The sequence below is a fragment of the Brevundimonas diminuta genome (assembly GCF_022654015.1).
Lineage (GTDB): Bacteria > Pseudomonadota > Alphaproteobacteria > Caulobacterales > Caulobacteraceae > Brevundimonas > Brevundimonas diminuta_C.
In genome coordinates this window covers 300,279-325,794 of the sequence record NZ_CP073063.1, presented here as the reverse complement: position 1 = coordinate 325,794, position 25,516 = coordinate 300,279, and the positions used below count along the sequence as shown (strand labels likewise).

The window sequence follows — 25,516 nt, the reverse complement described above, 5'->3', positions numbered from 1 at the left end:
ACCCCCAAGCCTTGGCGCGGGGGCCAAGCCTCGCCATTGTCTGTCCCATGCCTACGCCCAAGACCATTCTGATCATCGACGACGACGACGACCTGCGCGAGGCCTTGGCCGAGCAGCTGAACCTGCATGAGGAGTTTCGGACCCAGCAGGCGTCGACCGCCACGGACGGGGTGCGGATGGGGCGCGAGATTCGCGCCGACCTGATCCTTCTGGACGTCGATCTGCCCGACATGGACGGCCGCGAGGCCTGTCGCCTGTTGCGCAAGGACGGGGTTTCGACGCCGGTCATCATGCTGACGGCGCAGTCGGCGGACGCCGACGCCATCCTGGGCCTGGACGCCGGGGCCAACGACTATGTCACCAAGCCCTTCCGGTTCGCCGTGCTGCTGGCGCGCATTCGCGCGCATTTGCGTAGCCATGAACAGTCGGAAGACGCCGTCTTCACCATCGGCCCCTACGAGTTCCGGCCCGCCGCCAAGGTGCTGATGGACGCCAAGGGCAAGAAGGTGCGGTTGACCGAGAAGGAAACCAACATCCTGAAATACCTCTATCGCGCCGGGGCCAAACCGGTGTCGCGCGAAGAGTTGCTGACCGAGGTCTGGGGCTACAACGCCGGGGTCACGACCCATACGCTGGAAACCCACATCTATCGTCTGCGCCAGAAGATCGAGCCGGAACCCGGTCACGCGCGCTTGCTGCTGACCGATGCGGGCGGATACCGGCTCCAGCCGTAAGGCTCAGTCGGCCGTCTTCGGGCGGACCGTGAACAGCTGCAGGAAGACGTGGACCAGCGGGCCGATGGTCACGGCGTAAAGCACCGTCCCTAGGCCGACCGATCCGCCGAGCAGCCAGCCGACGGCGATGACGGTCAGTTCGATACTGGTCCGAACCCATTTCACGGGCCAGCCGGTTTGGGCGACGATGCCGGTCATCAGGCCGTCGCGCGGGCCGGGACCGAGGCCTGCGCCGATATAGGCCCCGCTGGCGACGCCGTTCAAAACGATCCCTGCGATCAGCACGCCGGCTCGAAGCGGTAGGCCCAGGTGGGACGGGATCCAGTCCAGGCCGACGTTGGCGACCGTGCCGATGACCAGCACATTGGCGACGGTCCCGACCCCTGGCTTCTGGCGCAAGGGAATCCACAACAGCAGCACGGCCATACCGATTATATTGACCACCAGACCGAAGCTGATTCCGGCTGGCCCGGCGAACCGTTCGAACACACCTTGGTTCAGTACGTTCCACGGATCCAGACCGAGATCGGCGCGAACGATTAAGGCGATGGAGAGGCCGTAGAGGACGAGGCCGATGAACAGCTGGATCAGGCGACGGGTCATAAACCGATCGGATGCGCCAAACTGGCTGTGGAAAACAGAGCCAGTTATGCCATTCTGGCCTCATGTCGTCGCGGTCGATCGGTCTTGTTTCCCTGACACGCCATCTCGGCGCCTGGCGGTCGCCGGGCGCTGGCGCAGCCTATCGGCAGCTGGCGGGGGCGGTACGACTGCTGATTCTGGATGGCCGACTACCCTTGGCGGCGCGGTTGCCCGGCGAACGGGAACTGGCTCAGGCGCTGGGCTTGAGCCGCACGACCGTCTCGGCCGCCTACGGACGCTTGCGGGACGACGGGTTCCTGACCGGCGGGCAGGGCGCCGCCGCGCGCACCAGCCTGCCGACCGGACCGGCGCCGCGTCATGAGACGACGCCAACGGACAGGGCCGGCCTGATCGACATGACCGCCGCCGTCCTGCCGGCCGATCCCAATGTGCATGCGGCCTATGTGCGGGCGCTGGAGCGGTTGCCGGCGAACCTGCCGGGACATGGTTATGAGACGGCGGGGCTGGAGGAACTGCGTGAGGCGGTGGCGGCCGGCTATCGGCGGCGCGGCCTGGCGACCTCGTCGGGGCAGATTCTGATCACGCACGGCGCGCACAACGGACTGGTGCATCTTCTGCGCCTGACGACGCGTCCCGGCGCCCCGGTGGTGTTCGACCATCCCACCTATCCGCAGGCGATCGACGCCATCCTGGCGGCGGGCGGCCGCGCCGTGCCCGTCGCCTTGCTGGACGGCGAGGGCGAGGAGGGTTGGGATGTCGAGGGTCTGATTGCGGCCTGCCGAAGCAGCAACGCGGCGATGGCCTATCTGGTGCTGGACCACAACAATCCGACCGGGCGGATGATGCGAGGGGCGGACCGGACGCGCTTGCTGGCGGGGCTGAAGGGGGCCGAGACCCTGTTGGTGCTGGATGAGACCCTGGTCGAACTGACCTTGAGCGGACCGCCGGCGCTCAGCGCCTCCGCCGTCGATGCGCCGCGGATCGTCAGGCTGGGTTCGATGTCCAAAAGCGTCTGGGGCGGTTTGCGCATCGGCTGGATCCGCGCTGACCGGGCGGTGATCCAGCGTCTTGCCCAAAGCCGCGCCAGATTCGATCTGGGTGTTCCGATTCTGGAGCAGTTGGCGGCGGTCGAACTGTTGAATGACGGCGGCAAGGCCCTGGCGGCGCGCCGACCCCTCTTGCGCGCCCGGCGGGATCATCTGCGGGCGCGGCTCGCTGAAAAACTGCCTGACTGGGTCTGTCCGCGCCCGGCTGGGGGATTGTCCGTGTGGGCGCGGCTGCCGGCGCCGATCAGTTCCGCACTCACGATCGCGGCCGAAGCCGAAGGCCTGCGTCTCGCCGCCGGTCCGCGATTCGGCGTCGACGGCGCCTTCGAACGCCGGCTGCGCTTGCCCTACACCTTGCCGGAAGATCAGTTGGATGAGGTGGTGATTCGGCTCGGGCGCGCCGCCAAGAGGGTCGGTCGCGGTCGAAAAGCGCTGGCGTCGCCCAAGCCCGTCGCCGTCTATTGAGGGTTCAGACGTCCAGATCGACCGTCACCGGCGCATGGTCGCTGGGACGATCCCACTCGCGGACGTCGTCATGGATGCGTGCGGTGTTCTTGACCACGGCGGGAGTCAGGCCGGGCGACGTCCAGATGTGGTCCAGGCGCAGGCCGCGATTCGATTTGCGGAAGTCGGCGGCGCGGTAGCTCCACCAGCTGGCCAGTTTCTGGGGCTCTGGGAAACGGTCGCGCAGCACGTCTGCGAAACCGCCGGTGTCCTGAAGGCGGTTCAGGGTCTCGACCTCGATCGGCGTGTGGCTGACGATCTTGGACATATAGCGGTGGTTCCAGACATCGCCTTCGCCGGGGGCGATATTGAAATCGCCGGCCATGACCAGGGGACGAGACTTGTCCTGCTTGGCCACGATGGCGGTCAGCTGTTCATAGAAGTCCATCTTGTGATCGAACTTGGGGTTCAGCGTCCGGTCGGGAACGTCGCCGCCGGCCGGGATGTAGAAGTTCTGCACGTCGATGCCGGACACGCGGGCCGAGACGCAGCGCGCGTGACCCAGTTTGCAGACCTGGAAGGTGTCGCTGTCCTCAAGCGGCAGACGGCTGGCGATGGCGACGCCGTGCCAGCCTTTCTGGCCCGCCACGCGAAGGTGGGGTATGCCCATCTCCTCGAAAGCGCCGCGCGGAAACTGGTCTGTCGTGCATTTGATCTCCTGCAGCATCAGGACATCGGGCGCGCGTTCGGCGACGAAACGGGCGACCTGGTCGATGCGCAGGCGGACGGAGTTGATGTTCCAGGTGGCGAGGCGAAGAGTCATGCCCCCGTCTAGCAGGCGCACGGCGTAAAAAAAGCCCGACCGCGACGGGCCGGGCTCTGGGAGGTTCGTCTCTCTCGCCGCCGGGGAGGGGGATATTCCAGGGCGGTAGAACGGCCGCCGCCGCTCGTGTGCTCAAAGTGTCACTGACGATCATAAAAGTCAAATCGTCACAATTGTCCGCTTGCGCGTGCTGATTATGAAACAGTCAGGACGCGGATCAGTCTCGCTGCGTTTGCGCCTGCGGCGCCGTCGCCCATTCGCCGCGCCAGTCGTAACTGAGCGTCACGCAGTGTCGATAGGCGCCGTCCGACCACCGACCCACAGCCTGCATGGTCAGGGGTCGAGGCGCACGGACGCGGCCCATGATCAGCCAGACCTCGTCGGCGCCGGGACACAGGGCGCGCGACAGGCCGCGGCCGTCGCCGTCCTGATCGATGGCGTAGATGTCGTTTTCCTCGGCGCCTTGCGGCAAGACGCGTCGCGCGGCGTCCGGTCCGCCGCGCGTGAAGCCCGCAGTGCCGCGCGCGGTGGTGGAGAACAGACGCTCCACCTGCACCGCGCCGAACAGGCCGCGCCGCACCTGCAAGGTGACGCCCTTGGTCAGCGCTTGGGTGATCCGGTCCGACGCATTATAGGCCAGGTAGCGGGTGTCCGCCTGCGCGGGCGCCGCCGCCGAACCGACGGCGATCAGGGCGAGAGCGGTGGCGGTGATACGGCGCATACGTTTCTCTTCCTCAGGTTTTGCGGCGAGAACGGGGCCTGATCCGATCAGTGCTCGCCGAGGCAGCGCAGCGCGACCTCGAGATTGCGCAGGCCGTCTTCGCCGGTGACGGCCGGCGTTTCGCCGGTCGTAATGGCGCGGGCGAAGGCCTCCAGCTCCTTTTTCAGCGGTTCGGCCGGCCAGCTGTTGAGCATCCGGGTCGAGTAGGAGCCGTCCGGCTGCTGGCCGAAGTATTCGGTGACCTGGCGCGTGATCAGATCGGCGACGATGAACTTCGTCTTGGTCGCGACTTGCAGCGTGCGGGTCTTGTAGGGGGTGACCCAGTTGGTGGTGATGTGGGCGATCACCCCGCTGTCCAGGCGGAACTGGAGCAGGGCCGTGTCCTCGCGATCGGCGCGCGTGCGGGCCAGTTGCGGCTGGACCTCGACGATCTCGGAACCCGTCAGGTGGCGGATGATGTCGATATCATGGACGGCCAGGTCGATGACCACGCCGACCTCGCCCATGCGCGGCGGGAAGGGACCGACCCGCGTGATCTGGATCGAGATGATGTCGTCATCGGCGACGGCGCGCTTGACGGTTTCGACCGCCGGATTGAAGCGCTCGACCTGACCGACCATCAGGACCCGGTCATTGGCCTTGGCCGCATCGATCATGCGCTGGGCGTCGGCGACGCTGGCGGCGATCGGCTTTTCGACCAGGACGTGGACGCCCTTTTCCAGCAGGGCGACGCCGATTTCGGCATGGAAGCGGTTGGGCGTGGCGACGATGGCGGCGTCCAGACCGGCATCGACGAAGGCTTCAGCCGCCGTGACGGGCGATGCGCCATAGGCGGCGGCGACGCCCTCGGCCGTCACCGCATCGGGATCGAAGACGGTGGTCAGGTCGAACTCGCGCATCTCGGAGGCGACGCGCGCATGGTTGCGGCCCATGACGCCGACGCCGGCGACGCCGATCTTGAGGGCGGGGGTGTTCGGCATCGGCTTAGCCCTTGTAGCTGGCGACGGCGGCGACGACCTTGTCCTGGGTCGCCTCGTCCAGATCGGCGTGCATCGGCAGGCTGAGGACCCGGTCCCTCAGCTGTTCGGTGACGGGCAGGCCGCCCGCGCCCTGCGGGAAGCGCTGATAGGCCGGCTGCATGTGCATGGGCACCGGATAATAGACGGCGGTGGGCACGCCCTGATCCTTAAGGTGCGCGGCCAGACCGTCGCGATCCTCATGCTCGATCGTGTATTGCGCCCAGATGGAGACGCCGCCGTGGATGACGTGGGGCACGGCCGAGACATGGGGCGCGAGCAACTCGTTGTAGCGGGCGGCGATCCGGTTGCGCCATTCTATCTCCTGACCGAAGACCTTCAGCTTCTCGATCAGGATGGCGGCTTGGATGGTATCCAGCCGGCTGTTCATGCCGATGCGCATGGCCAGATATTTGGGGTCGTGGGCGAAGGCGGCGGCGCCGGCCTCCAGGTCCTTGGCGACGACCTTGCCGTGCACGCGCAGGGAATCCATTTCCTGCGCCAGATCGTCGTCGTTGGTCAGCACCGCACCGCCGTCGCCGTAGCAGCCCAGGGGCTTGGCCGGGAAGAAGCTGGTCGTGGTGACATCGGCCCACTTCAGGGGATGGTCGCCGTTCAGGGTGCATCCGAAACCTTGCGCCGAATCCGAGATCAGCTTCAGCCCATGGCGGTCGCAGATGGCGCGGATGGCGGGATAGTCGGCGGGCTGACCGAACAGGTCGACGGCGATGACGACCTTGGGCGTCAGGCGCCCTTCGGCCTTGACCGCTTCGATGGCCGCCTCAAGCTTGGCCGGGTCCATATTGTAGGTGTGGGCGTCGACGTCCACGAACACGGGCGAGGCGCCCAACCACGGCACGACCTCGGCCGTGGCCGTGAAGGTGAAGCTGGGGCAGAAGACGGCGTCGCCGGTGCGGACGCCCCAGGCGATCAACGGCAGGATCAGGGCGTCGGTGCCGTTGCCGCAGCCCAAGGCGTGTTTGGCCTGACCGAAGGCGGCGAGGTCGGCCTCGAACTGGCGGACCTGCGGACCCATGACCCAGGCGCCGCCGACGACGGCCTCCTGAACGGCGGCCTCGATCTTGCCGCCAAGGCGCTGGCGCTGGGCCTGAAGGTCGATGAAGGGGATCATGGGGGACGCTCTCCACGGGGGATCGGGGGCGGCGGCCGGACAGGCGGGCCGCGAATGTCGGGTCGTCCTAGCAAGATCGGGCGCGCGGGCCAAATCGCGCGGCGTCACATCGCGTTGCCCTTTGCTACCGCACACAGGTCTTGGCGCCCGTCGGCTTGCGTCCTAAGCCAGCGCCATGACGACGCTTTCCGCCGCCCGGACCAGGGTCTCGAACTGGTTGTTCGACCATGCCCTGCCGCTGTGGGCCGAGCGGGGCGTGGACGCGCAGGGGCGGTTCTTCGAGCAGCTGGATTTCGACGGCCGGCCGGTGACCGGTCTTCGTCGTCGCACACGGGTTCAGGCGCGTCAGGTCTATGTGTTCTGTGAAGCGGCGGCCTTGGGATGGGCGCAGGGCCGTGCGGTGGCCAAGGCCGGGCTGGATCAACTGATAGCCGACCGCCGACGTGACGACGGCCTTTGGGTCGCGGCGACCGATGACGACGGCGTGGTGGTCGATGAGACGCCTGATCTTTACGACCTGGCCTTCGTTCTGTTCGCGCTCGCGGCGGCGCACCGCGTCCTGGATGATGCGCGAGCGCGGCCTCTGGCGCTTGAGACGCTGGCTGCGATCGATCGGTTGATGGCGTCTTCGCGGGGAGGATGGGAGGAGGCCCTGCCGCCACGCCTGCCGCGTCGCCAAAATCCCCACATGCATATGCTGGAGGCCATGCTGGCCTGGCAGGCGATCGCGCCCGATCCGGCGTTCGAGGCGGCGGCGCGGGCGTCGCTGGACCTGTGCAAACACTGCTTCCTGATCGACGGCGCGATCCGCGAATATTTCACTGAGGACTGGTCCGCCGATACAGCGACGGGTCACGTGATCGAGCCGGGCCACCTCGAAGAATGGACCTGGCTGCTGAAACAGGCCGGGAAAGATTCAGAGCTGGCCACGGCGCTGCACCGTCGGGCGGCGGCGCAGGGTTACCGCGACGGATTCGCCATCCGTGAGATCGGCCCTGCGGGAGAGACGCTGGATGGCGGGCGGCGTTTGTGGGCCCAGACCGAGGCCATTCGTACGGGGTTGAGTTTTGGCGACGCGGGCGTTTCAGGCTTGATCGACGCCGTGTTCGACACGCATCTCGCCACCGCCGTGCCGGGCCTATGGGTGGACAGCTACGACGCCGAAGGCCGCTCTCACGATACGGCGGCGCCTGCGTCCAGCCTCTATCACCTGATGACCGCCTTTTCGGAACTGCTTCGGAGCAACGCATGACCGGCCGGCCCGCCGCCTTTCTGGATCGGGACGGGGTGCTGATCGAGGACAGCGGTTATCCGCATCGGCCTGAGCATCTGAAGCTGATCCCCGGTGCGGCGGCGGCGGTGCGGCGGATGAACCAAGCCGGTTATCGCACCGTGATCGTGACGAACCAGTCGGGCGTGGCGCGGGGCCTGTTCGGCGAAGAGACGATGAACGCCTTCAACGATCTGCTGGTCGCGCGACTGGCCGAAGAGGGGGCGATTATCGACGCCGTCTATTCCGCGCCCTTCCATCCCGAGGCGATCGAGGCGCGCTATCGCCATCCCGACCACCCTGATCGCAAACCCAATCCGGGCATGTTGCTGCGGGCTATAGCTGAGCACGATCTGGATCCGACGCAGTCCTTCATCATCGGCGATCAGAAGCGGGATCTGCAGGCCGGAGAGCGGGCGGGGGTGGCGGGCTATCTCTTCGAAGGCGGCGATCTGGACGCTTTCGTCCGCGATGTGGTCGGTCTCTAAGACCGGGCGTCGCATTTCCTCGCCTGGTGAATTACTCTGATCCAAAATCGGAGGACATCGCCAATGAGCGCGCCCTATCTATTCGTTGAACGCCGCTGGACCTCGCCGGATGGCCTCTCTCTCTTTGCGCGGGATTATGCGCCCGCCGCCGGAACTGCGCGGCCGCCGGTGATCGCCATCCACGGCCTGACCCGCAACAGCGCCGATTTCGAAGCCATCGCGCCGCTGCTGGCCCAGAGCGGGCGGCGGGTGCTGGCGGTGGATGTGCGCGGGCGTGGCCTGTCGAACCGTGCGCCCGACCCCATGACCTATATGCCCGATGTCTATGCGCGCGACGTTCTGGCCCTGATGGAGCAGGCCGGGATCGACCGCGCCGTCTTCGTCGGCACCTCTATGGGCGGGCTCATCACCATGGCGCTGACGGCGATCCGGCCCAAGGCGGTGGTCGCGGCGATCCTGAACGACATCGGGCCGGAGGTGGCGCCGGAAGGTCTGGCGCGGATCGCAGCCTACAGCGGCCAGCCGGTCGAGATCGGCTCGTGGGCCGATGCGGCGGCCTATGCGAAGCGGATCAATTCGGTGGCCTTCCCGCACTATACGGATGCGGACTGGGACGCCTTCGCGCGACGCATTTTCCGCCAGCAGCCAAACGGCGAGATCGCGCTGGACTACGATCCCGACATCGCCGTGCCGATCCGGGCGGCCGGGGCCAAGGCGTTGGTCCCCAATCTGTGGCCCATGTTCAGGCGGCTGGCGAAGAAGAGGCCGACGCTGCTGGTGCGGGGAGCCAACTCCGACTTGCTGAGCGCCGACATCGCTGCGCGGATGAAGAAGGCGGCCCCGACCATGGCCTATGTCGAGGTTCCCGGCATCGGCCACGCGCCCATGTTGGACGAGGCCGAGGCCAAGGCCGCGATCTTCGAGTTTTTGGCCGAGATCGATTAGTCCCTGGTTGGATCGACCCGTGATGTGTCGCCGTAGGTCAGGGCCAGGAAGACGTCTTCCAGGTCCGGATCTTCGGTGGTGATGTCGGCGATGGTGACGCCGGCGGCGCGCACGGCGTTGATGACCTGTTCGACCGACGACTGTCCCTTCTTGTAGGCGACCGCGAAGGCGCCGCCCGGACGGGGCGTGACCTCGAAGCCAGCCAGCACCGGCGGCGTCGCCTGGGGCGTTTCAGGGGTCACGACGACATTGCGGCTGTCCAGACGGCGCAGTAGCTGCGGCGTCGGCTCGCACGCCACCACCTCGCCCCGGTTGACGATGGCGATGGTGTCGCAAAGCTCCTGCGCCTCTTCGAGATAGTGGGTGGTCAGGACGATGGTCACCCCCTCTTCGTTGATGCGGCGGACGTAGGCCCACAGCTGGCGACGCAGTTCGACGTCCACGCCGGCCGTCGGCTCGTCCAGGATCAGGATGGGCGGATTGTGGACCAGGGCCTTGGCCACCATCAGGCGGCGCTTCATGCCGCCGGACAGGGCGCGGACATAGGCGTTGGCCTTGTCCGACAGGCCCAACGCGGCCAGCAGTTCGTCGGACCGGCGCTCGTCCTTGGGCACGCCGTAAAAGCCCGCCTGCACCTCCAACGATTCACGCGGGGTGAAGAAGACGTCGGCGACGATCTCCTGTGGCACGACGCCCAGAGCGGCGGCGGCGTCGCGCGGCTCCTTGTCGATGTCACGGCCCCAAATGGTCACAGAGCCTTCGGATTTCTTCACCACCCCGGCCAGGATGTTGATCAGGGTCGATTTGCCGGCGCCGTTCGGGCCCAGCAGGCCGAAAACCGAGCCGCGCGGAATGACCAGATCGACGCCCCGCAGGGCCGTCTTGGGAGCGGCCTTCTTGGACCCGGCATAGGTCTTCTTCAGTCCCCGCACCTCGATGGCGTTGTCGGGCAGGGCGGGGGTCTCTGACATGGTCGGTTATTCACTCGGACGGGACGGCGAGCGGCATAGGTAGGGCGAGGGACCGCAATCGCCAACCTGTCTAACCAACAGTATTAGACAAGTAGGCCTGTCCATGTGTCAATGGTGCTTGACTTGACCATTTCGCGTGTCTAGCTTGCTTGTCATAAAGACAACTGAACTTGATGGAGACCGCCATGACCCCCGTTCAAAAAGCCAAGACGCCTCTGACCCGCACTCGCCTGATCGGCTTCGTCGCCATGGCGGTCTGCGCCATTGGCTACATCGGTGGAGGACTCGCGCTGCTGGCGGGCAAGACCGATCAGATCGAGATGACGCATGCCGCCATCGCCGGCGCCGCCCTGCTGGTGATCGGCGAGATCGGTCTGTGGGTCGGTGCGGCCTGTCTGGGCCTGACGCTGTTCAAGAAGCGCAAGGCGATGCTGAACCGTCTTCTGGGCCGTCGCCCGGCGACGCCCAGTGAGGTTTGACCTTCGGGGCCGGTCCGCCTAGGAAGCCCGCAAGCCTTTCAGACCCGGACCGGACCATGCCTCCCCGCCATTCCGACGCCATCTTCCCGCCGCCCGAAGAGATCGTCGTCTCGACCAAACGCGTGGCCTGCGACGGCGGCGGCGGGGCACTGGGGCATCCGCTGGTCTATATGGACATGGGCGAGGACGACTTCATCGAGTGCGGCTATTGCGACCGGCGTTTCGTCCTGTCGGCCCACGCCCACGACGAGAACGAATATCTGAGCCCCGCGGCCCGCGCGCCCGAGGCCCACTGAGACCGTAACCTCAGTTCAGTCGCGGTGTCGCGGCGGTTGGGTCTATAGACGGCTGACACGCTGTTCGGACGGAGACGAGCCTTGCGCTATCTGCACACCATGGTCCGGGTAAAGGACATCGACGCCTCGCTGCACTTCTATTGCGACCTTCTGGGTCTGCAGGAGGTGCGCCGCACCGAGAACGAGGCGGGTCGGTTCACGCTCGTCTTTCTCGCAGCGCCCAAGAATCTGGAACAGTCGGCGGCGGAACGCTGCCCCGAGGTCGAGCTGACCTTCAACTGGGATCCGGAAGAGTATCAGGGTGGCCGCAACTTCGGTCACCTGGCCTATAAGGTCGATGATATCTACGCCGCCTGCCAGAAGCTGATGGACGGCGGCGTGACGATCAACCGTCCGCCGCGCGACGGCAACATGGCCTTCGTCCGCTCGCCCGACGGCATCTCCATCGAATTGCTTCAGGAAGGCGCGCCGCTGGCGCCGGCTGAGCCCTGGGCATCCATGCCGAACGTCGGCGCCTGGTGATGACGGCGCGGACGGCGGCTCTGCTGACGGTTGCGGCGGTCGTGTTGTCGGCCTGCGCCTCGACCACCGAGAGCAACACCGGCCGCACGGCGACGGAGCAGCTGCTCCTGGCGCGCGCCTCGGACCGGGCGGTCGAGGGGCTGGTCCTGCCGCTGCCGACGGGCGCTTCCGTCTTCATCGACGACGCCTATTTCCAGGGCGAGGGCACCCGCTATGCCGTCAGCGCGATCCGGGGGGCGATCTCAGACGCCGGTTTCAGCCTGGCCCGCAACAAAGACGAGGCGAACGCCGTGTTCGAGATCCGCGCCGGCGCCCTGTCGCTGGAGCAGATGCGGCGCGTCTTCGGCATCCCCGAGATGCGGATCCCGATCAACGAGACCTTCAACGTCGTCTCCCTGCCGGAACTGTCGGTCTACAGCCACCGGGACCGGGTTGGGGTCGCCGAGTTTTCCGGCTTCCTTTACGAAGCCAAGACCGGTGCGCCGCTGGGCGCGGTGGTGCCGATGATCGGCACCTATCGCATCCGCAGCCACAAGGCCTTCATGGTCGTGTCCTGGGGTCAGCAGCAGGCCCAGCCGGGTCAACGCGATCCCGGATCGAGCTGGACCGAATTCTGACGCTGACGCGAGGGCGTTGGAGCCCTATGTTCCGGCCATGACCGAGACGACTGCGCCCGAAAATCCAGAGACCGAACGCCCGATGACGCAGGATGGCCCTGCGCTGCGGCTGTGGATGATCGACGCCTCGGCCTACATCTTTCGCGCCTATCACGCCCTGCCGCCTCTGACGCGCAAGTCCGACGGCCTGCCGGTCGGCGCGGTCCAGGGCTACTGCAACATGCTTTGGAAGCTGCTGAAGGACATGAAGGGCGCGGATGGCCCGACGCACCTGGTGGCCATCTTCGACCATTCGGAAAAGACGTTCCGCAACACCCTGTACGATCAGTACAAGGCCCACCGTCCGCCGCCGCCCGAGGACCTGGTGCCGCAGTTTCCGCTGGTGCGCGAGGCGACGGCGGCGTTCGGAGTCCATTGCGTCGAGCTGCCCGGCTATGAGGCCGACGACCTGATCGCCACATACGCCTGCAAGGCGCGCGACGCGGGCGGGGAGGCGGTGATCGTCTCGTCCGACAAGGATCTGATGCAGCTGATCGGCGGCGGCGTCGTGATGTGGGATCCGATGAAGGATCGGCGTCTGGCCGAGCCTGAGGTCTTCGAAAAGTTCGGCGTCGGCCCTGAGAAGATGGTCGACCTGCAGGCCTTGATCGGCGACAGCGTGGACAACGTCCCCGGCGCCCCAGGCATCGGACCGAAGACGGCGGCGCAGCTGCTGGACGAATACGGCGATCTGGACACCCTGTTGGCCAATGCGGGTGAGATCAAACAGCCCAAGCGCCGCCAGACTCTGATCGACTTCGCCGACCAGATCCGTCTGTCGCGCGAACTGGTGCGCCTGACCTGCGATGCGCCGGCACCCGAGGCGATCGACGATTTCGCCGTGCGCGATCCCGATCCTGCGATCCTGTCGGCCTTCTTGGAGACGATGGAGTTCCGCTCGCTGCAGCGCCGCGTCGGCGACGGCAAGGCCGGGCCCAGCGACGTTTCCGCCTTTGCGCCCAAGCGTGCGCCGAACCTAAACGCGCCGGTCGCCACCCCTCGCTATGGCCAGGTCGTCGAAGGCCCCGCCGAGGTTCAGACCTTCGATCACGCGGCCTACGAATGCGTCCAGACCGAAGAGGCGCTGGATCGCTGGATCGCGCGCGCGACCGAGGTCGGCGTCGTCGGCTTCGACACCGAGACCGATACGTTGTCGGCGACCCATGCTGGCCTGTGCGGCGTGTCGTTGGCGGTGGGGCCGAACGAGGCCTGCTACATCCCCCTGACGCACGAGCACGAGCCGCAGGCCGGCGAGGGTGGTCTCTTTGGCGAAGCGGGAGAGACGCCCGAGCCGATCCATCAGCTGGACAAGCCCACGACCCTGGCCAAGCTGAAAACGCTGCTGGAAGACCCGTCGGTCCTGAAGGTGCTTCAGAACGCCAAATACGACATCGCCGTCATGGGGCGTCGGGGCATCCGCGTCGCGCCCTACGACGACACGATGTTGATCTCCTATGTGCTGGAGGGCGGGCTTCACGGGCACGGCATGGACGAGCTGGCGCGCCTGCACCTGGGCCACGAGCCGATTCCGTTCAAGAGCGTGGCGGGTACCGGCAAGAGCCAGAAATCCTTCAAGCACGTCGCGCTGAAACCGGCGTCGGAATATGCGGCCGAGGATGCGGATGTGACCCTGCGGCTGTGGCGGATTCTGAAACCCCGCCTGGCGCGGGAGGGCCTGTCCACCGTCTACGAGACGCTGGAGCGCGGCATGCCGACGGTGCTGGCGGACATGGAGCTGAACGGCGTCCGCATCGATCCCGACCGGCTGAAGCGGCTATCCAGCGAATTCGGCCTGCGCATGGCCGAGCTGGAGGCCCAGGCTCATGAGATCGCCGGGCGGCCCTTCAATATCGGCTCGCCGCGCCAGATCGGCGAGATCCTGTTCGGCGAACTGAACCTGCCGGGCGGCAAGAAGACCGCCTCGGGTCAATGGGGCACCGACGCCAGCGTGCTGGAGGAACTGGCGCTCAGCCACGATCTGCCGCGTGCGATCCTGGACTGGCGCCAGCTGTCGAAGCTGAAGGGCACCTATACCGACGCCCTGACCGCCGCCGCCGACCCCATGACCGATAGGGTGCACACCAGCTATCAACTGGCCGCCGCCACCACGGGCCGTCTGGCGTCCAGCGATCCCAACCTGCAGAACATCCCGATCCGCACCGAGACGGGCCGCGAGATCCGCCAGGCCTTCATCGCCGCCCTTGGCAATGTCCTGATCAGCGCCGACTACAGCCAGATCGAGCTGCGTCTCCTGGCCCACATCGGCGACATCCCCGAACTGAAGCGCGCCTTCAAGGCCGGGCTGGACATCCACGCGGCCACGGCGTCGGAGATGTTCGGCGTACCCGTCGAGGGCATGCCGTCCGAAACCCGTCGCCGCGCCAAGGCCATCAACTTCGGCATCGTCTACGGCATTTCGGCCTTCGGCCTCGCCAACCAGCTGGGCATCGATCAGGGCGAGGCCGGGGCCTATATCAAGACCTATTTCGAACGCTTCCCCGGCATCCGCGCCTATATGGACAAGACGAAGGCCGAGGTGCGCCAGACCGGCTTTGTCTCGACCGTCTTCGGCCGCCGGATCCACATCCCGGCCATTCACTCCAAGTCCGGCGCCGAGCGCCAGTTCGGCGAGCGCGCCGCCATCAACGCCCCTATCCAGGGCGCAGCCGCCGACATCATACGCCGCGCCATGATCCGCATGCCCGCCGCCCTGACCGAAGCCGGCCTGACCACGCGCATGCTGCTTCAGGTCCACGACGAACTGGTGTTCGAGGCGCCGGAAGCCGAGGCCGACCGCGCTATCGCCGTCATCAAACGCGTGATGGAGAACGCTGCAGACCCGGCCGTGGCCCTGACAGTTCCGCTGGTGGTGGATGCCCGCGCGGCGTCCAACTGGGACGCGGCGCACTAGGATCGGGCTAGGCGGCGATCATGCCGATGTCGTCGGGGAGTTCGCCGCGGCCGAGCAGGCCGGTTTCGAAGTCCATGAAGATGTCCATCAGCTCCTCAACGTTCACCGGAGCGGCGGAGGAGCCGAAGCGGAAGCGCCAGTAGCTGACGATGTGCTGGACGGCGCCCAGCTGATCGCCCAGCTTGGCGAACATGGAGGGGGCGTCCAGCAGGAAGTCGCGGAAGGCGATGGGGCGGCCTTCCTGCGTCAGTTTGGCGTAGGCGTCGTCATAGACACGCAGGGTGCGACTGACCTCGTCGCAGGTCTTGATGATGCGACCGCGCAGGACATCGCGGCTGCGCGCCAGATATTCCTTGGCGGCGTGATCGACCTTGCCGACGGGCTTGATGGTGCGCACGGCCTCGGCGACGCCGGCGACCTCGCCCAGCAGGGCGGCGAGCGTCCATTTATAGTAGAGGAAGCCTTTCCAGCAGAAGACGCCCTCCTGATACTGTTCGGGCGCCAGGCGCAGCGTCAGTCTCAGGGCGTCCAGCTGATCACCGGGCGTGTTCGACAGAATCTTGGACGCCATCCGCCCGGCGGAATCCGAGTTCACCGCGATTGTGTCCGCGCCCAGGCTGAGCGTCACCAGCGGCTCGATCTCGCTGCGGACGAAGGCCAGCATGCGCTGAAGATCGCTGTCGCTGATCGAGAAATAGCAGGGCGAGGGGTCTAGGCCGCCGCGACGCAGCTGTTCACGCAGCAGGAAGGGATCCAGCGACGGCAGTTTGTCGATCAGGCGCAGGGTTTCGATGTCGGGATGGTTGGGCGCCACGCCGAACGCCTCCATCATCATCCGCTCGAAGCCGATCTGATTGACGAAGACGTATCGGCCGCCGGTCTTCAGGTCGGCATCGTCGATGGGGATGACCACCTTGGTCGCGACCTGACGCCGGCCGGTGAACAGATCGGTCTCGTTGCGTCGCAGACGATGCTTGATGATCAGGGCGCGGTTCAGCGCCGCCGTACGGAAGATCGGACGCGCCGCCCAGTCGGGATTGCGCACGGCGCCGTCGGGTGCGCTGTCGCCGTTCTCTTCCCACACGCGCAGCAGGTTGAGCACGCGAGCGGTGGAAGCCGAGCTTTTGAGATGCTCTAGGTTGCGGACGGCGCGATCAGTCATGGGCTGACGCTACGCCAACAAATGTCACCAATGGCTTAGCTTGGCTGTTAAAAATATCCTTGGTCGTCGAATTTCAGATCAATAGGCGGCTGAGCCCTGTCCTTCCGGCCCCTTGACGCGCCGCGCTGGCGCGTGACAGCGATCCGGGTCTAGAACGACGGCATGCAGATTTTCGACATTCTGATCATTCTCGCGATCCTGGCCGTGACGGTCACGCTGGGCTTCGGCCTCTATTCGCTGTTCCGGGGCGGGGAGTATGCGCGCAGCCATTCCAACAAGCTGATGCGGCTGCGCGTCGGGCTTCAGGCGGTGGCCGTCATCCTGCTGGTCGTCGGCATGATGTGGAAGGCGACGCAGGGAGCCTGATCATGGTGACGCTGAACAAGATCTATACCCGCACGGGCGACGACGGTCGCACGCGGCTCGCGTCCGGCGCGCCGGTGTCCAAGAGTGACGCCCGGGTCGAAGCCTATGGCGCAGTCGATGAGCTGAACGCGGTGATCGGGGTCGCCCGGCTGAACAGCGGCCAGAACGACCGGATCGACGCCATGCTGGGCCGGATCCAGAACGAGCTGTTCGACCTGGGCGCTGATCTGGCCACGCCGCTGGACCCGCCGCCGGCATGGGAGGCCCTGCGCATCGTCGAAAGCCAGGTCGCGCGGCTGGAGCAGGAAATCGACTGGATGAACGAGAGCCTGAAGGCGCTCGACAGCTTCATCCTGCCGGGCGGCGCGCCCTTGTCAGCCCATCTGCATGTCGCGCGCACCGTCTGCCGACGGGCCGAACGCGAGGCGGTGCGTCTGATCGAAAACGGCGAAGCCGTGAATGTCGAGGCGGTCAAATATCTGAACCGCCTGTCCGACCATCTGTTCGTCGCCGCGCGACGCGCCAACGCGAACGGCGCCAGCGACATCAAATGGAAGCCCGGCGCGACCCGCTAGGTGAAACCGGTCAGGCGGCGGGTCGCGCCGCCGCCAGTGCGGCTTTCTGACGCTCGGCCTCTGCGGCGCGGGCGCGATCCTGGGCGGCGAGGTCCTGTTCGATGCGAACCAGCTCGCGGTTCTTCTCGGCCGAAGCCTTGGCGCGCGACACGCCGTTGGGGCGGCCGGTGATCTGGGCGATGGAGATGGGCTGGGCGCAGATGCGGTTTTCCATGTCGTACCATTTGCCCGCCGCCTCGCAGCGTTTGCCGGGCGCGACCCAGTAGTCCTGCAGGGCGAAAATCCCGACGACCGTGATGCCGAACAGGCCGAAGAAGATCATCGCCAGGCGGGGAAAGGTCAGGAAACGCTTCATCTCGTGGTCCGTTGGATAGGGATCGAAGCCACAGCTTGACCCCACGTTACGTTGACAGGCCTTCGCGACCGCTCCATGTCCTGCCCACACATTCAGGCGATTTCACGGATAGACCCATGAAGGTACTCGTCCCCGTCAAACGGGTGATCGACTATAACGTCAAGGCCCGCGTCAAGGCGGATCAGTCGGGCGTCGATCTGGCCAACGTCAAGATGAGCATGAATCCCTTCGACGAGATCGCCGTCGAAGAGGCGGTTCGTCTGAAGGAAGGCAAGGAACACCATGCCGCCGGCACCGCGACGGAAATCGTCGTGGTCTCCATCGGCGTCACCCAGGCGCAGGAAACCATCCGCACGGCGCTGGCCATGGGCGCGGATCGGGGGCTGCTGATCCAATCGGACACGGATCTTGAGCCGCTGGCGGTCGCCAAGCTGCTGAAGGCGGTGGTCGAGGAAGAAAAGCCCGATCTGGTCCTGATGGGCAAACAGTCGATCGACGGCGACAACAATGCGGTGGGCCAGATGCTGGCCGCCCTGCTGGACTGGCCGCAGGCGACCTTTGCCGGCAAGCTGGTGATCGACGGCGGCAAGGCCACGGTCACGCGCGAGGTCGATGGCGGCCTGCAGACGATCGCCGCCGAACTGCCGGCGGTGGTGACGGTGGACCTGCGGCTGAACACGCCGCGCTACGCCTCCCTGCCGAACATCATGAAGGCCAAGAAGAAGGAGATCGCCATGAAGGCGGTCGCCGACTACGGCGTCGATGTCGCCGACCGTCTGAAGGTCATCAAGGTCACCGAGCCGCCCAAGCGGTCGGCCGGCGTCAAGGTGGCCGATGCGGCCGAACTGGTTTCCAAGCTCAAGTCTGCGGGAGCGCTGTAATATGGCTGTCCTCGTCATCGCCGATCACGACGGTTCGACCGTTCGCGACACCACCCACAAGACCGTGACCGCCGCGCTGGGCCTGTCGTCCGACGTGGACGTGCTGGTCCTGGGGCAGGAGGCACAGGCCGCCGCCGATAGCGCCGCCAAGATCGCGGGCGTCCGCAAGGTGCTGCTGGCTGAAGGCGCCGGTTTGGGCAAGATGCTGGCCGAAGCGGTCGAGGCGACCGTCCTGCCGCTGGCCGGGGGCTACGACGCCATCCTGACGCCGGCGACCACGGACGGGAAAAACTTTGCCCCGCGTCTGGCCGCCAAGCTGGATGTCGCGCCGATCTCGGACATTATCGAGGTGGTGTCGGCCGATACCTTCGTGCGCCCCATCTATGCGGGCAATGCGCTGGAGACGATCCAGTCGTCCGACGCCAAGAAGGTGATCACGGTGCGACCGACCGCCTTCGCCGCCGCAGCTGAGGGCGGTTCGGCTGCGGTCGAGAGCGTGGCCGGCGCCGATGCACCCAAGACGGCCTTCGTGTCCGAGGAAATGGTCAAGTCGGACCGGCCCGAACTGGGCGCCGCCAAGATCATCGTCTCGGGCGGTCGCGCCTTGGGCTCGGCGGACGAATTCCATGCCGTGATGGAGCCGCTCGCCGACAAGCTGGGCGCCGCCATCGGCGCTTCGCGCGCGGCGGTCGACGCCGGCTATGCGCCCAACGACTATCAGGTCGGTCAGACCGGCAAGGTGGTCGCCCCGGCGCTCTACATCGCCATCGGCATCTCGGGCGCCATTCAGCACCTGGCCGGGATGAAGGACTCCAAGACCATCGTCGCCATCAACAAGGATGCGGACGCCCCGATCTTCCAGGTCGCGGACTATGGTCTGGTCGGCGACTACAAGACGGTCGTGCCGGAACTGATGGCCGCCTTGGGCTAGGCCCGGGTCGAATCGATCTGAAGAGGGCGCGGCGCCGATTGGAGCCGCGCCCTTTTTCTTGCCCGCAGAGGACCATATGGCGAACCTGCCTGTAAGGCTGCAGCCCGGCGCTGCGGCCGACCGCATTGATGGGTGGACGAGCGACGCCGAGGGTCGACCCGTGCTCAAGGTGCGCGTCCGCGCCCGCCCGATCGAGGGAGACGCCAACGACGCCCTGATCCGGCTCCTGGCCAAAAGCCTTGGCGTCCCGAAGTCGTCGGTCAGCGTCGGACGCGGTGCACAGTCACGTTTGAAGATGATCGTTGTGCAGGGCCTGGATGACGAAGAGCTGCGCTTGCGCCTCGTCGACGGACTTTCTGGCGATTGAGGAGAGCCATCCAGCCGATTGGTGCGTTCTGGATCGGAACAGGAGACTAGCCCAATGACGATGGACGCCCGCATCCTCCACGCCCGCAGCGGTGTTACGCTCGAGCAGAAGGGCGATGTCTATGCGGTCTCGAGCCTGCGGCTGTCCGAGCCGGCGACCTTTAGCGAAGAAGCGGATGCCCAGCGCGCCTTCGATGATGAGGTCGCGGCCTGCGAGCAGGATCCAGAACTGATGTCGCGTCTCGGCGGAGCCTGAGAAGGCGAAACGCCTGTATCTACGGGCTTCGGATAGGCTCGAGGATTACGATTCCTGATCGACGATCATGAGTCTGCGAGAAACTTCCCCTCTCGTGTCAGAATCCGCTTGCTGACAAAGTTGGTGGTCCGTATAGAGCCGCCTCGCTCGGAAACGGGCCGGCCGACGGGGCTGCGGGGGTGAAGATCTCCAAGGCCCCACGGAAGAAAGAAGCGAAAAACTTCTTGCTTTCATCGGTTGGTTTCATTAGGTTCCGCGCTCCAATCGAATCGCCGACGGGTTTTTAGAGGTAAGCCTCGCTTTCCTCCGGTGGTTTCTTGCGGTCTGAAGGGTTCGCTCTTCTCTCCGAAAGATCTCTGAAAAGAGCGGTTGACACGGGGTTTGCGGTTCTCTAAATCGCCGCCTCCGCCGACGACACGGCGTTAAACGGTCGGGCCTCTCCGGAGGTTCCTTGGTCTTTGACATTGTTGATTTGGAAAGAGAAACGCAGGCGGCGGTGTTCTTGCGATAGTCCTCAGCGACTATCATACGACACTGACTATCTGCGGTCTTTTTGAAAAGATACCATGCGTCGGTCTTCGGATCGATGACGTGGGAACTCGTCAATAAAATACGTAGAACTAATGCCAAGGACGACATCGGTCGGTCCGATGCTTAGGTCAGAAGTCAACTCAACCTGAGAGTTTGATCCTGGCTCAGAGCGAACGCTGGCGGCAGGCCTAACACATGCAAGTCGAACGAACTCTTCGGAGTTAGTGGCGGACGGGTGAGTAACACGTGGGAACGTGCCTTTAGGTTCGGAATAACTCAGGGAAACTTGTGCTAATACCGAATGTGCCCTTCGGGGGAAAGATTTATCGCCTTTAGAGCGGCCCGCGTCTGATTAGCTAGTTGGTGAGGTAAAGGCTCACCAAGGCGACGATCAGTAGCTGGTCTGAGAGGATGATCAGCCACATTGGGACTGAGACACGGCCCAAACTCCTACGGGAGGCAGCAGTGGGGAATCTTGCGCAATGGGCGAAAGCCTGACGCAGCCATGCCGCGTGAATGATGAAGGTCTTAGGATTGTAAAATTCTTTCACCGGGGACGATAATGACGGTACCCGGAGAAGAAGCCCCGGCTAACTTCGTGCCAGCAGCCGCGGTAATACGAAGGGGGCTAGCGTTGCTCGGAATTACTGGGCGTAAAGGGAGCGTAGGCGGACATTTAAGTCAGGGGTGAAATCCCGGGGCTCAACCTCGGAATTGCCTTTGATACTGGGTGTCTTGAGTATGAGAGAGGTGTGTGGAACTCCGAGTGTAGAGGTGAAATTCGTAGATATTCGGAAGAACACCAGTGGCGAAGGCGACACACTGGCTCATTACTGACGCTGAGGCTCGAAAGCGTGGGGAGCAAACAGGATTAGATACCCTGGTAGTCCACGCCGTAAACGATGATTGCTAGTTGTCGGGATGCATGCATTTCGGTGACGCAGCTAACGCATTAAGCAATCCGCCTGGGGAGTACGGTCGCAAGATTAAAACTCAAAGGAATTGACGGGGGCCCGCACAAGCGGTGGAGCATGTGGTTTAATTCGAAGCAACGCGCAGAACCTTACCACCTTTTGACATGCCTGGACCGCCACGGAGACGTGGCTTTCCCTTCGGGGACTAGGACACAGGTGCTGCATGGCTGTCGTCAGCTCGTGTCGTGAGATGTTGGGTTAAGTCCCGCAACGAGCGCAACCCTCGCCATTAGTTGCCATCATTTAGTTGGGAACTCTAATGGGACTGCCGGTGCTAAGCCGGAGGAAGGTGGGGATGACGTCAAGTCCTCATGGCCCTTACAGGGTGGGCTACACACGTGCTACAATGGCGACTACAGAGGGTTAATCCTTAAAAGTCGTCTCAGTTCGGATTGTCCTCTGCAACTCGAGGGCATGAAGTTGGAATCGCTAGTAATCGCGGATCAGCATGCCGCGGTGAATACGTTCCCGGGCCTTGTACACACCGCCCGTCACACCATGGGAGTTGGTTCTACCCGAAGGCGCTGCGCTGACCGCAAGGAGGCAGGCGACCACGGTAGGGTCAGCGACTGGGGTGAAGTCGTAACAAGGTAGCCGTAGGGGAACCTGCGGCTGGATCACCTCCTTTCTAAGGATGCTTCTCCAGGCCGTCTCTCACGAGACTGTCTATTGAGGCTCCAATAAACGGCGGAACGCCGCCGTCTCCGTTTCTCTTTCCACTTTCGTCATCGACGCCTCGACCATACGGGTCGTTGAGTTGGTGACGCGATCGCGAGCCTGGGTGTTTATGACCCGGCTGTCGCTGCCATAGGCCCGTAGCTCAGGTGGTTAGAGCGTACGCCTGATAAGCGTAAGGTCGGCAGTTCGAGTCTGCCCGGGCCTACCAGCCCTGCTGGACTCCAGCCTTGGACAGTATCGTATGACAGCTCTCCTGGGCTTCGCACCATTCCTGATGGAATGGGGCCATAGCTCAGTTGGTAGAGCGCCTGCTTTGCAAGCAGGATGTCGTCGGTTCGACTCCGTCTGGCTCCACCAGGATCTTGTGATCGCATTCAAGTTTGCCGGCGGCCTTCGGGTTGGCGTGCATTGATATCGTAAAGGAAGAACGTGACCGGCTCCCCTGAGCTTCGAGGTCTTGTTCGAGAAGAAGACATTGTCTGACAAAAATCAGGCTTGGTCCCCCGGCATCTTTCCAGTCGGGCGGAATAAACCAAGCATGAGTTTTGCTGAGAAACGATCAAACGTTGAAGGGCTTCTGACGGATGCCTTGGCGTAGAGAGGCGATGAAGGACGTGGCAAGCTGCGATAAGAACCGGGGAGGCGCTAGCACCCTTTGATCCGGTTATTTCCGAATGGGGAAACCCACCTTTACAGTCTTCCAACTCTGCTCTTCGGGGCAGCGATTGGCGGATTGTTGAAAGGTATAATGAGCTGAATACATAGGCTTCATTAAGCGAACCCGGGGAACTGAAACATCTCAGTACCCGGAGGAAAGGACATCAACCGAGACTCCCGTAGTAGTGGCGAGCGAACCGGGACCAGGCCAGTGCTCTTGTGAAATAAAGACGAACGATCTGGAAAGGTCGGCCATAGTGGGTGAAAGCCCCGTAGTCATCAAACAGCAAGAGACTCGAGTAGGGCGGGACACGTGAAATCCTGTCTGAACATGGGGGGACCACCCTCCAAGCCTAAGTACTCCTCTACGACCGATAGTGAACAAGTACCGTGAGGGAAAGGTGAAAAGCACCCCGACAAGGGGAGTGAAACAGATCCTGAAATCGGAAGCCTACAAGCAGTCGGAGCCGCCAAGCGCGGTGACGGCGTACCTTTTGTATAATGGGTCAGCGACTTCATGTGTCGAGCAAGCTTAAGCCGTTAGGTGTAGGCGCAGCGAAAGCGAGTCTGAATAGGGCGCTAAGTTCGACGTATGACGACCCGAAACCAGGTGATCTATCCATGAGCAGGTTGAAGGTTGGGTAACACCAACTGGAGGACCGAACCCGTGAATGTTGAAAAATTCTGGGATGACTTGTGGATAGGGGTGAAAGGCCAATCAAACCTGGACATAGCTGGTTCTCCGCGAAATCTATTTAGGTAGAGCGTCCGACGAATTCCTTGGGGGGTAGAGCACTGGATGGTTGCGGGCTGCGCGAGCGGTACCAATACTAACCAAACTCCGAATACCCAAGAGAACTATCGGGCAGACACACGGCGGGTGCTAACGTCCGTCGTGAAAAGGGAAACAACCCTAACCATCATCTAAGGCCCCCAAGTCACGGCTAAGTGGGAAACGATGTGGGATTGCTTTGACAATCAGGAGGTTGGCTTAGAAGCAGCCATCCTTTAAAGAAAGCGTAACAGCTCACTGATCAAGCGATCCTGCGCGGAAAATGTAACGGGGCTCAAGCCGTGCGCCGAAGATATGGGTTTGCAGTTTACTGCAAGCGGTAGCGGAGCGTTCCGTAGGCCGGTGAAGGTCAGGCGTGAGCCTGGCTGGAGGTATCGGAAGTGAGAATGCTGACATGAGTAACGATAAGAGTGTGAGAGACACTCTCGCCGAAAGACCAAGGGTTCCTGCGTAAAGCTAATCTGCGCAGGGTTAGTCGGCCCCTAAGGCGAGGCTGAAAAGCGTAGTCGATGGGAAGCAGGTAAATATTCCTGCACCAGCTGGAAGTGACGGATGGCTTAACTCGTACCCACTTATTGGATTGTGTGTGCGGGGGCGTTGTCCCAGGAAATAACTCCAGCAGAGACCGTACCCGAAACCGACACAGGTGGTCAGGTAGAGCATACCAAGGCGTTTGAGAGAACTATGCTGAAGGAACTCGGCAAATTGCACGCGTAACTTCGGAATAAGCGTGACTCACCTTGCGCAAGCAGGACTGAGTGGCACAAGCCAGGGGGTAGCGACTGTTTAGCAAAAACACAGGGCTCTGCGAAGCAGCAATGCGACGTATAGGGTCTGACGCCTGCCCGGTGCCTGAAGGTTAAAGGGAGATGTGAAAGCGTCGAACTGAAGCCCAGGTAAACGGCGGCCGTAACTATAACGGTCCTAAGGTAGCGAAATTCCTTGTCGGGTAAGTTCCGACCTGCACGAATGGCGTAACGACTTCCCCACTGTCTCCAGCATAGGCTCAGTGAAATTGAATTCCCCGTGAAGATGCGGGGTTCCCGCGGTCAGACGGAAAGACCCTATGAACCTTTACTATAGCTTCGCCTTGGCGTTAGCGACCGTATGTGTAGGATAGGTGGGAGACTATGAAACCGGGGCGCCAGCTCTGGTGGAGTCGTCCTTGAAATACCACCCTTACTGTCGTTGACGTCTAACCGAGGGCCGTTATCCGGTCCCGGGACATGGCGTGGTGGGTAGTTTGACTGGGGCGGTCGCCTCCTAAAGTGTAACGGAGGCGCGCGATGGTGGGCTCAGACCGGTCGGAAATCGGTCGTCGAGTGCAATGGCATAAGCCCGCCTGACTGCGAGACTGACAAGTCGAGCAGAGACGAAAGTCGGCCATAGTGATCCGGTGGTCCCGAGTGGAAGGGCCATCGCTCAACGGATAAAAGGTACTCTAGGGATAACAGGCTGATTTTGCCCAAGAGTCCATATCGACGGCAAAGTTTGGCACCTCGATGTCGGCTCATCACATCCTGGGGCTGGAGCAGGTCCCAAGGGTATGGCTGTTCGCCATTTAAAGTGGTACGTGAGCTGGGTTCAGAACGTCGTGAGACAGTTTGGTCCCTATCTGCCGTGGGTGTTCGAAGCTTGAGAGGATCTGTCCCTAGTACGAGAGGACCGGGATGGACATACCTCTGGTGTACCTGTCATGGCGCCAGCTGTGCAGCAGGGTAGCTAAGTATGGAATAGATAACCGCTGAAAGCATCTAAGCGGGAAACTAACCTCAAAACAAGGCTTCGCTGAGGATCGTGGAAGACTACCACGTTGATAGGCCAGGTGTGGAAGTGGGGCGACCCATGAAGCTTACTGGTACTAATAATCCGATCGGTTTGATCGTTTCTCAGCAAAACTCATTCGATGATCGTTCAGACCAGAACGATCGCAG

Annotated in this window: 24 protein-coding genes, 2 tRNA genes and 2 rRNA genes; 20 read left to right on the top strand and 8 right to left on the bottom strand. The window is 63.7% G+C overall.

Annotation, left to right across the window (positions count from 1 at the left end):
* The first annotated feature begins 47 nt into the window (after nucleotides 1-47).
* Complete coding sequence (locus tag KAK88_RS01575; protein ID WP_087121533.1) at nucleotides 48-734, top strand: response regulator transcription factor; 687 nt, start codon at nucleotides 48-50, stop codon at nucleotides 732-734.
* Nucleotides 735-737: 3 nt separating this feature from the next.
* On the opposite strand, the gene KAK88_RS01570 is transcribed toward KAK88_RS01575, so the two are convergent.
* Complete coding sequence (locus tag KAK88_RS01570; RefSeq protein WP_242077599.1) at nucleotides 738-1,337, bottom strand: YczE/YyaS/YitT family protein; 600 nt, start codon at nucleotides 1,335-1,337, stop codon at nucleotides 738-740.
* Between the two features lie 62 nt (nucleotides 1,338-1,399).
* Between KAK88_RS01570 and KAK88_RS01565 the strand changes: the two genes are divergently transcribed.
* On the top strand, nucleotides 1,400-2,848 hold the full coding sequence (locus KAK88_RS01565; protein WP_242077598.1) for a PLP-dependent aminotransferase family protein: 1,449 nt from the start codon (nucleotides 1,400-1,402) through the stop codon (nucleotides 2,846-2,848).
* A 4-nt stretch (nucleotides 2,849-2,852) separates the two neighbouring features.
* Here the strand turns inward: KAK88_RS01565 and KAK88_RS01560 are convergent, their stop codons facing one another.
* The 4 genes from KAK88_RS01560 to KAK88_RS01545 form a co-directional block, all read right to left on the bottom strand.
* Entirely contained in the window at nucleotides 2,853-3,650 is a 798-nt protein-coding gene (locus KAK88_RS01560; protein WP_242077597.1) for an exodeoxyribonuclease III, read from the bottom strand.
* Nucleotides 3,651-3,867: 217 nt separating this feature from the next.
* Nucleotides 3,868-4,371 carry a hypothetical protein gene (locus KAK88_RS01555; RefSeq protein ID WP_242077596.1) on the bottom strand — a complete coding sequence of 168 codons (504 nt, stop codon included), beginning with the start codon at nucleotides 4,369-4,371 and terminating at the stop codon, nucleotides 3,868-3,870.
* Between the two features lie 47 nt (nucleotides 4,372-4,418).
* Entirely contained in the window at nucleotides 4,419-5,351 is a 933-nt protein-coding gene (locus tag KAK88_RS01550; protein ID WP_242077595.1) for a Gfo/Idh/MocA family protein, read from the bottom strand.
* Nucleotides 5,352-5,355: 4 nt separating this feature from the next.
* Nucleotides 5,356-6,519, bottom strand: coding sequence for a DegT/DnrJ/EryC1/StrS family aminotransferase (locus tag KAK88_RS01545; RefSeq protein WP_242077594.1), 1,164 nt, complete (start codon nucleotides 6,517-6,519; stop codon nucleotides 5,356-5,358).
* Nucleotides 6,520-6,694: 175 nt separating this feature from the next.
* Between KAK88_RS01545 and KAK88_RS01540 the strand changes: the two genes are divergently transcribed.
* The 3 genes from KAK88_RS01540 (at nucleotide 6,695) to KAK88_RS01530 (ending at nucleotide 9,222) form a co-directional block, all read left to right on the top strand.
* Nucleotides 6,695-7,771, top strand: a complete 1,077-nt coding sequence (locus tag KAK88_RS01540; RefSeq protein WP_242077593.1) for an AGE family epimerase/isomerase — start codon at nucleotides 6,695-6,697, stop codon at nucleotides 7,769-7,771.
* On the top strand, nucleotides 7,768-8,277 hold the full coding sequence (locus tag KAK88_RS01535; RefSeq protein ID WP_242077592.1) for a D-glycero-alpha-D-manno-heptose-1,7-bisphosphate 7-phosphatase: 510 nt from the start codon (nucleotides 7,768-7,770) through the stop codon (nucleotides 8,275-8,277). The genes KAK88_RS01540 and KAK88_RS01535 overlap by 4 nt, the downstream gene beginning before the upstream one ends.
* A 63-nt stretch (nucleotides 8,278-8,340) precedes the next feature.
* Nucleotides 8,341-9,222, top strand: a complete 882-nt coding sequence (locus KAK88_RS01530) for an alpha/beta fold hydrolase (RefSeq protein ID WP_242077591.1) — start codon at nucleotides 8,341-8,343, stop codon at nucleotides 9,220-9,222.
* Here KAK88_RS01530 and KAK88_RS01525 read toward each other — a convergent pair.
* Nucleotides 9,219-10,193: an ABC transporter ATP-binding protein gene (locus KAK88_RS01525; RefSeq protein ID WP_045810932.1), complete on the bottom strand. Its 975-nt coding sequence runs from the start codon at nucleotides 10,191-10,193 to the stop codon at nucleotides 9,219-9,221. The two genes, KAK88_RS01530 and KAK88_RS01525, sit on opposite strands and share 4 nt — an antisense overlap.
* Nucleotides 10,194-10,378: 185 nt before the next feature.
* On the opposite strand from KAK88_RS01525, the gene KAK88_RS01520 reads away from it, so the two are divergent.
* From KAK88_RS01520 to polA, 5 genes are all read left to right on the top strand, one after another.
* Nucleotides 10,379-10,672, top strand: coding sequence for a hypothetical protein (locus tag KAK88_RS01520; RefSeq protein ID WP_242077590.1), 294 nt, complete (start codon nucleotides 10,379-10,381; stop codon nucleotides 10,670-10,672).
* A gap of 56 nt (nucleotides 10,673-10,728) precedes the next feature.
* Nucleotides 10,729-10,968, top strand: coding sequence for a zinc-finger domain-containing protein (locus tag KAK88_RS01515; protein WP_242077589.1), 240 nt, complete (start codon nucleotides 10,729-10,731; stop codon nucleotides 10,966-10,968).
* 81 nt (nucleotides 10,969-11,049) lie between these two features.
* The gene (locus KAK88_RS01510; RefSeq protein ID WP_017505426.1) at nucleotides 11,050-11,490 is read left to right on the top strand and encodes a VOC family protein; all 441 of its coding nucleotides are present in this window, start codon (nucleotides 11,050-11,052) and stop codon (nucleotides 11,488-11,490) included.
* Nucleotides 11,490-12,107 carry a DUF6655 family protein gene (locus KAK88_RS01505; RefSeq protein ID WP_017505427.1) on the top strand — a complete coding sequence of 206 codons (618 nt, stop codon included), beginning with the start codon at nucleotides 11,490-11,492 and terminating at the stop codon, nucleotides 12,105-12,107. The genes KAK88_RS01510 and KAK88_RS01505 overlap by 1 nt, the downstream gene beginning before the upstream one ends.
* Before the next feature lie 37 nt (nucleotides 12,108-12,144).
* Nucleotides 12,145-15,057, top strand: coding sequence for a DNA polymerase I (polA, locus tag KAK88_RS01500; RefSeq protein WP_242077588.1), 2,913 nt, complete (start codon nucleotides 12,145-12,147; stop codon nucleotides 15,055-15,057).
* A 7-nt stretch (nucleotides 15,058-15,064) separates the two neighbouring features.
* Here the strand turns inward: polA and KAK88_RS01495 are convergent, their stop codons facing one another.
* The gene (locus tag KAK88_RS01495; RefSeq protein WP_242077587.1) at nucleotides 15,065-16,219 is read right to left on the bottom strand and encodes a hypothetical protein; all 1,155 of its coding nucleotides are present in this window, start codon (nucleotides 16,217-16,219) and stop codon (nucleotides 15,065-15,067) included.
* Nucleotides 16,220-16,381: 162 nt separating this feature from the next.
* Between KAK88_RS01495 and KAK88_RS01490 the strand changes: the two genes are divergently transcribed.
* Nucleotides 16,382-16,585 (top strand): twin transmembrane helix small protein, encoded by a 204-nt coding sequence (locus tag KAK88_RS01490; RefSeq protein ID WP_039246608.1) that lies wholly within the window; start codon nucleotides 16,382-16,384, stop codon nucleotides 16,583-16,585.
* Nucleotides 16,586-16,587: 2 nt separating this feature from the next.
* Nucleotides 16,588-17,160: a cob(I)yrinic acid a,c-diamide adenosyltransferase gene (locus KAK88_RS01485; RefSeq protein WP_039246607.1), complete on the top strand. Its 573-nt coding sequence runs from the start codon at nucleotides 16,588-16,590 to the stop codon at nucleotides 17,158-17,160.
* Nucleotides 17,161-17,170: 10 nt separating this feature from the next.
* Here KAK88_RS01485 and KAK88_RS01480 read toward each other — a convergent pair whose 3' ends face one another.
* Nucleotides 17,171-17,515: a hypothetical protein gene (locus KAK88_RS01480; RefSeq protein ID WP_242077586.1), complete on the bottom strand. Its 345-nt coding sequence runs from the start codon at nucleotides 17,513-17,515 to the stop codon at nucleotides 17,171-17,173.
* Between the two features lie 116 nt (nucleotides 17,516-17,631).
* Here KAK88_RS01480 and KAK88_RS01475 point away from each other — a divergent pair, with 116 nt between their 5' ends.
* From KAK88_RS01475 to KAK88_RS01440, 8 genes are all read left to right on the top strand, one after another.
* The gene (locus KAK88_RS01475; RefSeq protein WP_039246605.1) at nucleotides 17,632-18,396 is read left to right on the top strand and encodes an electron transfer flavoprotein subunit beta/FixA family protein; all 765 of its coding nucleotides are present in this window, start codon (nucleotides 17,632-17,634) and stop codon (nucleotides 18,394-18,396) included.
* 1 nt (nucleotide 18,397) lies between these two features.
* Entirely contained in the window at nucleotides 18,398-19,327 is a 930-nt protein-coding gene (locus tag KAK88_RS01470) for an electron transfer flavoprotein subunit alpha/FixB family protein (RefSeq protein WP_242077585.1), read from the top strand.
* Nucleotides 19,328-19,403: 76 nt separating this feature from the next.
* Nucleotides 19,404-19,694: a DUF167 family protein gene (locus tag KAK88_RS01465; protein ID WP_242077584.1), complete on the top strand. Its 291-nt coding sequence runs from the start codon at nucleotides 19,404-19,406 to the stop codon at nucleotides 19,692-19,694.
* Between the two features lie 54 nt (nucleotides 19,695-19,748).
* On the top strand, nucleotides 19,749-19,949 hold the full coding sequence (locus tag KAK88_RS01460; protein ID WP_242077583.1) for a hypothetical protein: 201 nt from the start codon (nucleotides 19,749-19,751) through the stop codon (nucleotides 19,947-19,949).
* A 672-nt stretch (nucleotides 19,950-20,621) separates the two neighbouring features.
* A 16S ribosomal RNA gene (locus KAK88_RS01455) occupies nucleotides 20,622-22,082 on the top strand.
* Between the two features lie 181 nt (nucleotides 22,083-22,263).
* Nucleotides 22,264-22,340, top strand: a tRNA-Ile gene (locus KAK88_RS01450).
* Nucleotides 22,341-22,413: 73 nt separating this feature from the next.
* Nucleotides 22,414-22,489 (top strand) — tRNA-Ala (locus KAK88_RS01445).
* A gap of 200 nt (nucleotides 22,490-22,689) precedes the next feature.
* Nucleotides 22,690-25,468 (top strand): 23S ribosomal RNA (locus tag KAK88_RS01440).
* The 16S and 23S rRNA genes sit together here with 2 tRNA genes alongside, the layout of an rRNA operon.
* Nucleotides 25,469-25,516: the final 48 nt, after the last annotated feature.

Excerpts from the sequence above, each read along its gene's own strand:
- KAK88_RS01465 (WP_242077584.1), top strand. The coding sequence starts at position 19,404 with ATGGCGAACCTGCCTGTAAGGCTGCAGCCCGGCGCTGCGGCCGACCGC.
- KAK88_RS01570 (WP_242077599.1), bottom strand. The coding sequence starts at position 1,337 with ATGACCCGTCGCCTGATCCAGCTGTTCATCGGCCTCGTCCTCTACGGC.
- KAK88_RS01485 (WP_039246607.1), top strand. The coding sequence starts at position 16,588 with ATGGTGACGCTGAACAAGATCTATACCCGCACGGGCGACGACGGTCGC.
- KAK88_RS01550 (WP_242077595.1), bottom strand. The coding sequence starts at position 5,351 with ATGCCGAACACCCCCGCCCTCAAGATCGGCGTCGCCGGCGTCGGCGTC.
- KAK88_RS01565 (WP_242077598.1), top strand. The coding sequence starts at position 1,400 with ATGTCGTCGCGGTCGATCGGTCTTGTTTCCCTGACACGCCATCTCGGC.
- KAK88_RS01495 (WP_242077587.1), bottom strand. The coding sequence starts at position 16,219 with ATGACTGATCGCGCCGTCCGCAACCTAGAGCATCTCAAAAGCTCGGCT.
- KAK88_RS01515 (WP_242077589.1), top strand. The coding sequence starts at position 10,729 with ATGCCTCCCCGCCATTCCGACGCCATCTTCCCGCCGCCCGAAGAGATC.
- KAK88_RS01520 (WP_242077590.1), top strand. The coding sequence starts at position 10,379 with ATGACCCCCGTTCAAAAAGCCAAGACGCCTCTGACCCGCACTCGCCTG.
- KAK88_RS01535 (WP_242077592.1), top strand. The coding sequence starts at position 7,768 with ATGACCGGCCGGCCCGCCGCCTTTCTGGATCGGGACGGGGTGCTGATC.
- polA (WP_242077588.1), top strand. The coding sequence starts at position 12,145 with ATGACCGAGACGACTGCGCCCGAAAATCCAGAGACCGAACGCCCGATG.
- KAK88_RS01470 (WP_242077585.1), top strand. The coding sequence starts at position 18,398 with ATGGCTGTCCTCGTCATCGCCGATCACGACGGTTCGACCGTTCGCGAC.
- KAK88_RS01530 (WP_242077591.1), top strand. The coding sequence starts at position 8,341 with ATGAGCGCGCCCTATCTATTCGTTGAACGCCGCTGGACCTCGCCGGAT.
- KAK88_RS01475 (WP_039246605.1), top strand. The coding sequence starts at position 17,632 with ATGAAGGTACTCGTCCCCGTCAAACGGGTGATCGACTATAACGTCAAG.
- KAK88_RS01560 (WP_242077597.1), bottom strand. The coding sequence starts at position 3,650 with ATGACTCTTCGCCTCGCCACCTGGAACATCAACTCCGTCCGCCTGCGC.
- KAK88_RS01490 (WP_039246608.1), top strand. The coding sequence starts at position 16,382 with ATGCAGATTTTCGACATTCTGATCATTCTCGCGATCCTGGCCGTGACG.
- KAK88_RS01505 (WP_017505427.1), top strand. The coding sequence starts at position 11,490 with ATGACGGCGCGGACGGCGGCTCTGCTGACGGTTGCGGCGGTCGTGTTG.
- KAK88_RS01555 (WP_242077596.1), bottom strand. The coding sequence starts at position 4,371 with ATGCGCCGTATCACCGCCACCGCTCTCGCCCTGATCGCCGTCGGTTCG.
- KAK88_RS01480 (WP_242077586.1), bottom strand. The coding sequence starts at position 17,515 with ATGAAGCGTTTCCTGACCTTTCCCCGCCTGGCGATGATCTTCTTCGGC.
- KAK88_RS01575 (WP_087121533.1), top strand. The coding sequence starts at position 48 with ATGCCTACGCCCAAGACCATTCTGATCATCGACGACGACGACGACCTG.
- KAK88_RS01545 (WP_242077594.1), bottom strand. The coding sequence starts at position 6,519 with ATGATCCCCTTCATCGACCTTCAGGCCCAGCGCCAGCGCCTTGGCGGC.
- KAK88_RS01540 (WP_242077593.1), top strand. The coding sequence starts at position 6,695 with ATGACGACGCTTTCCGCCGCCCGGACCAGGGTCTCGAACTGGTTGTTC.
- KAK88_RS01525 (WP_045810932.1), bottom strand. The coding sequence starts at position 10,193 with ATGTCAGAGACCCCCGCCCTGCCCGACAACGCCATCGAGGTGCGGGGA.
- KAK88_RS01460 (WP_242077583.1), top strand. The coding sequence starts at position 19,749 with ATGACGATGGACGCCCGCATCCTCCACGCCCGCAGCGGTGTTACGCTC.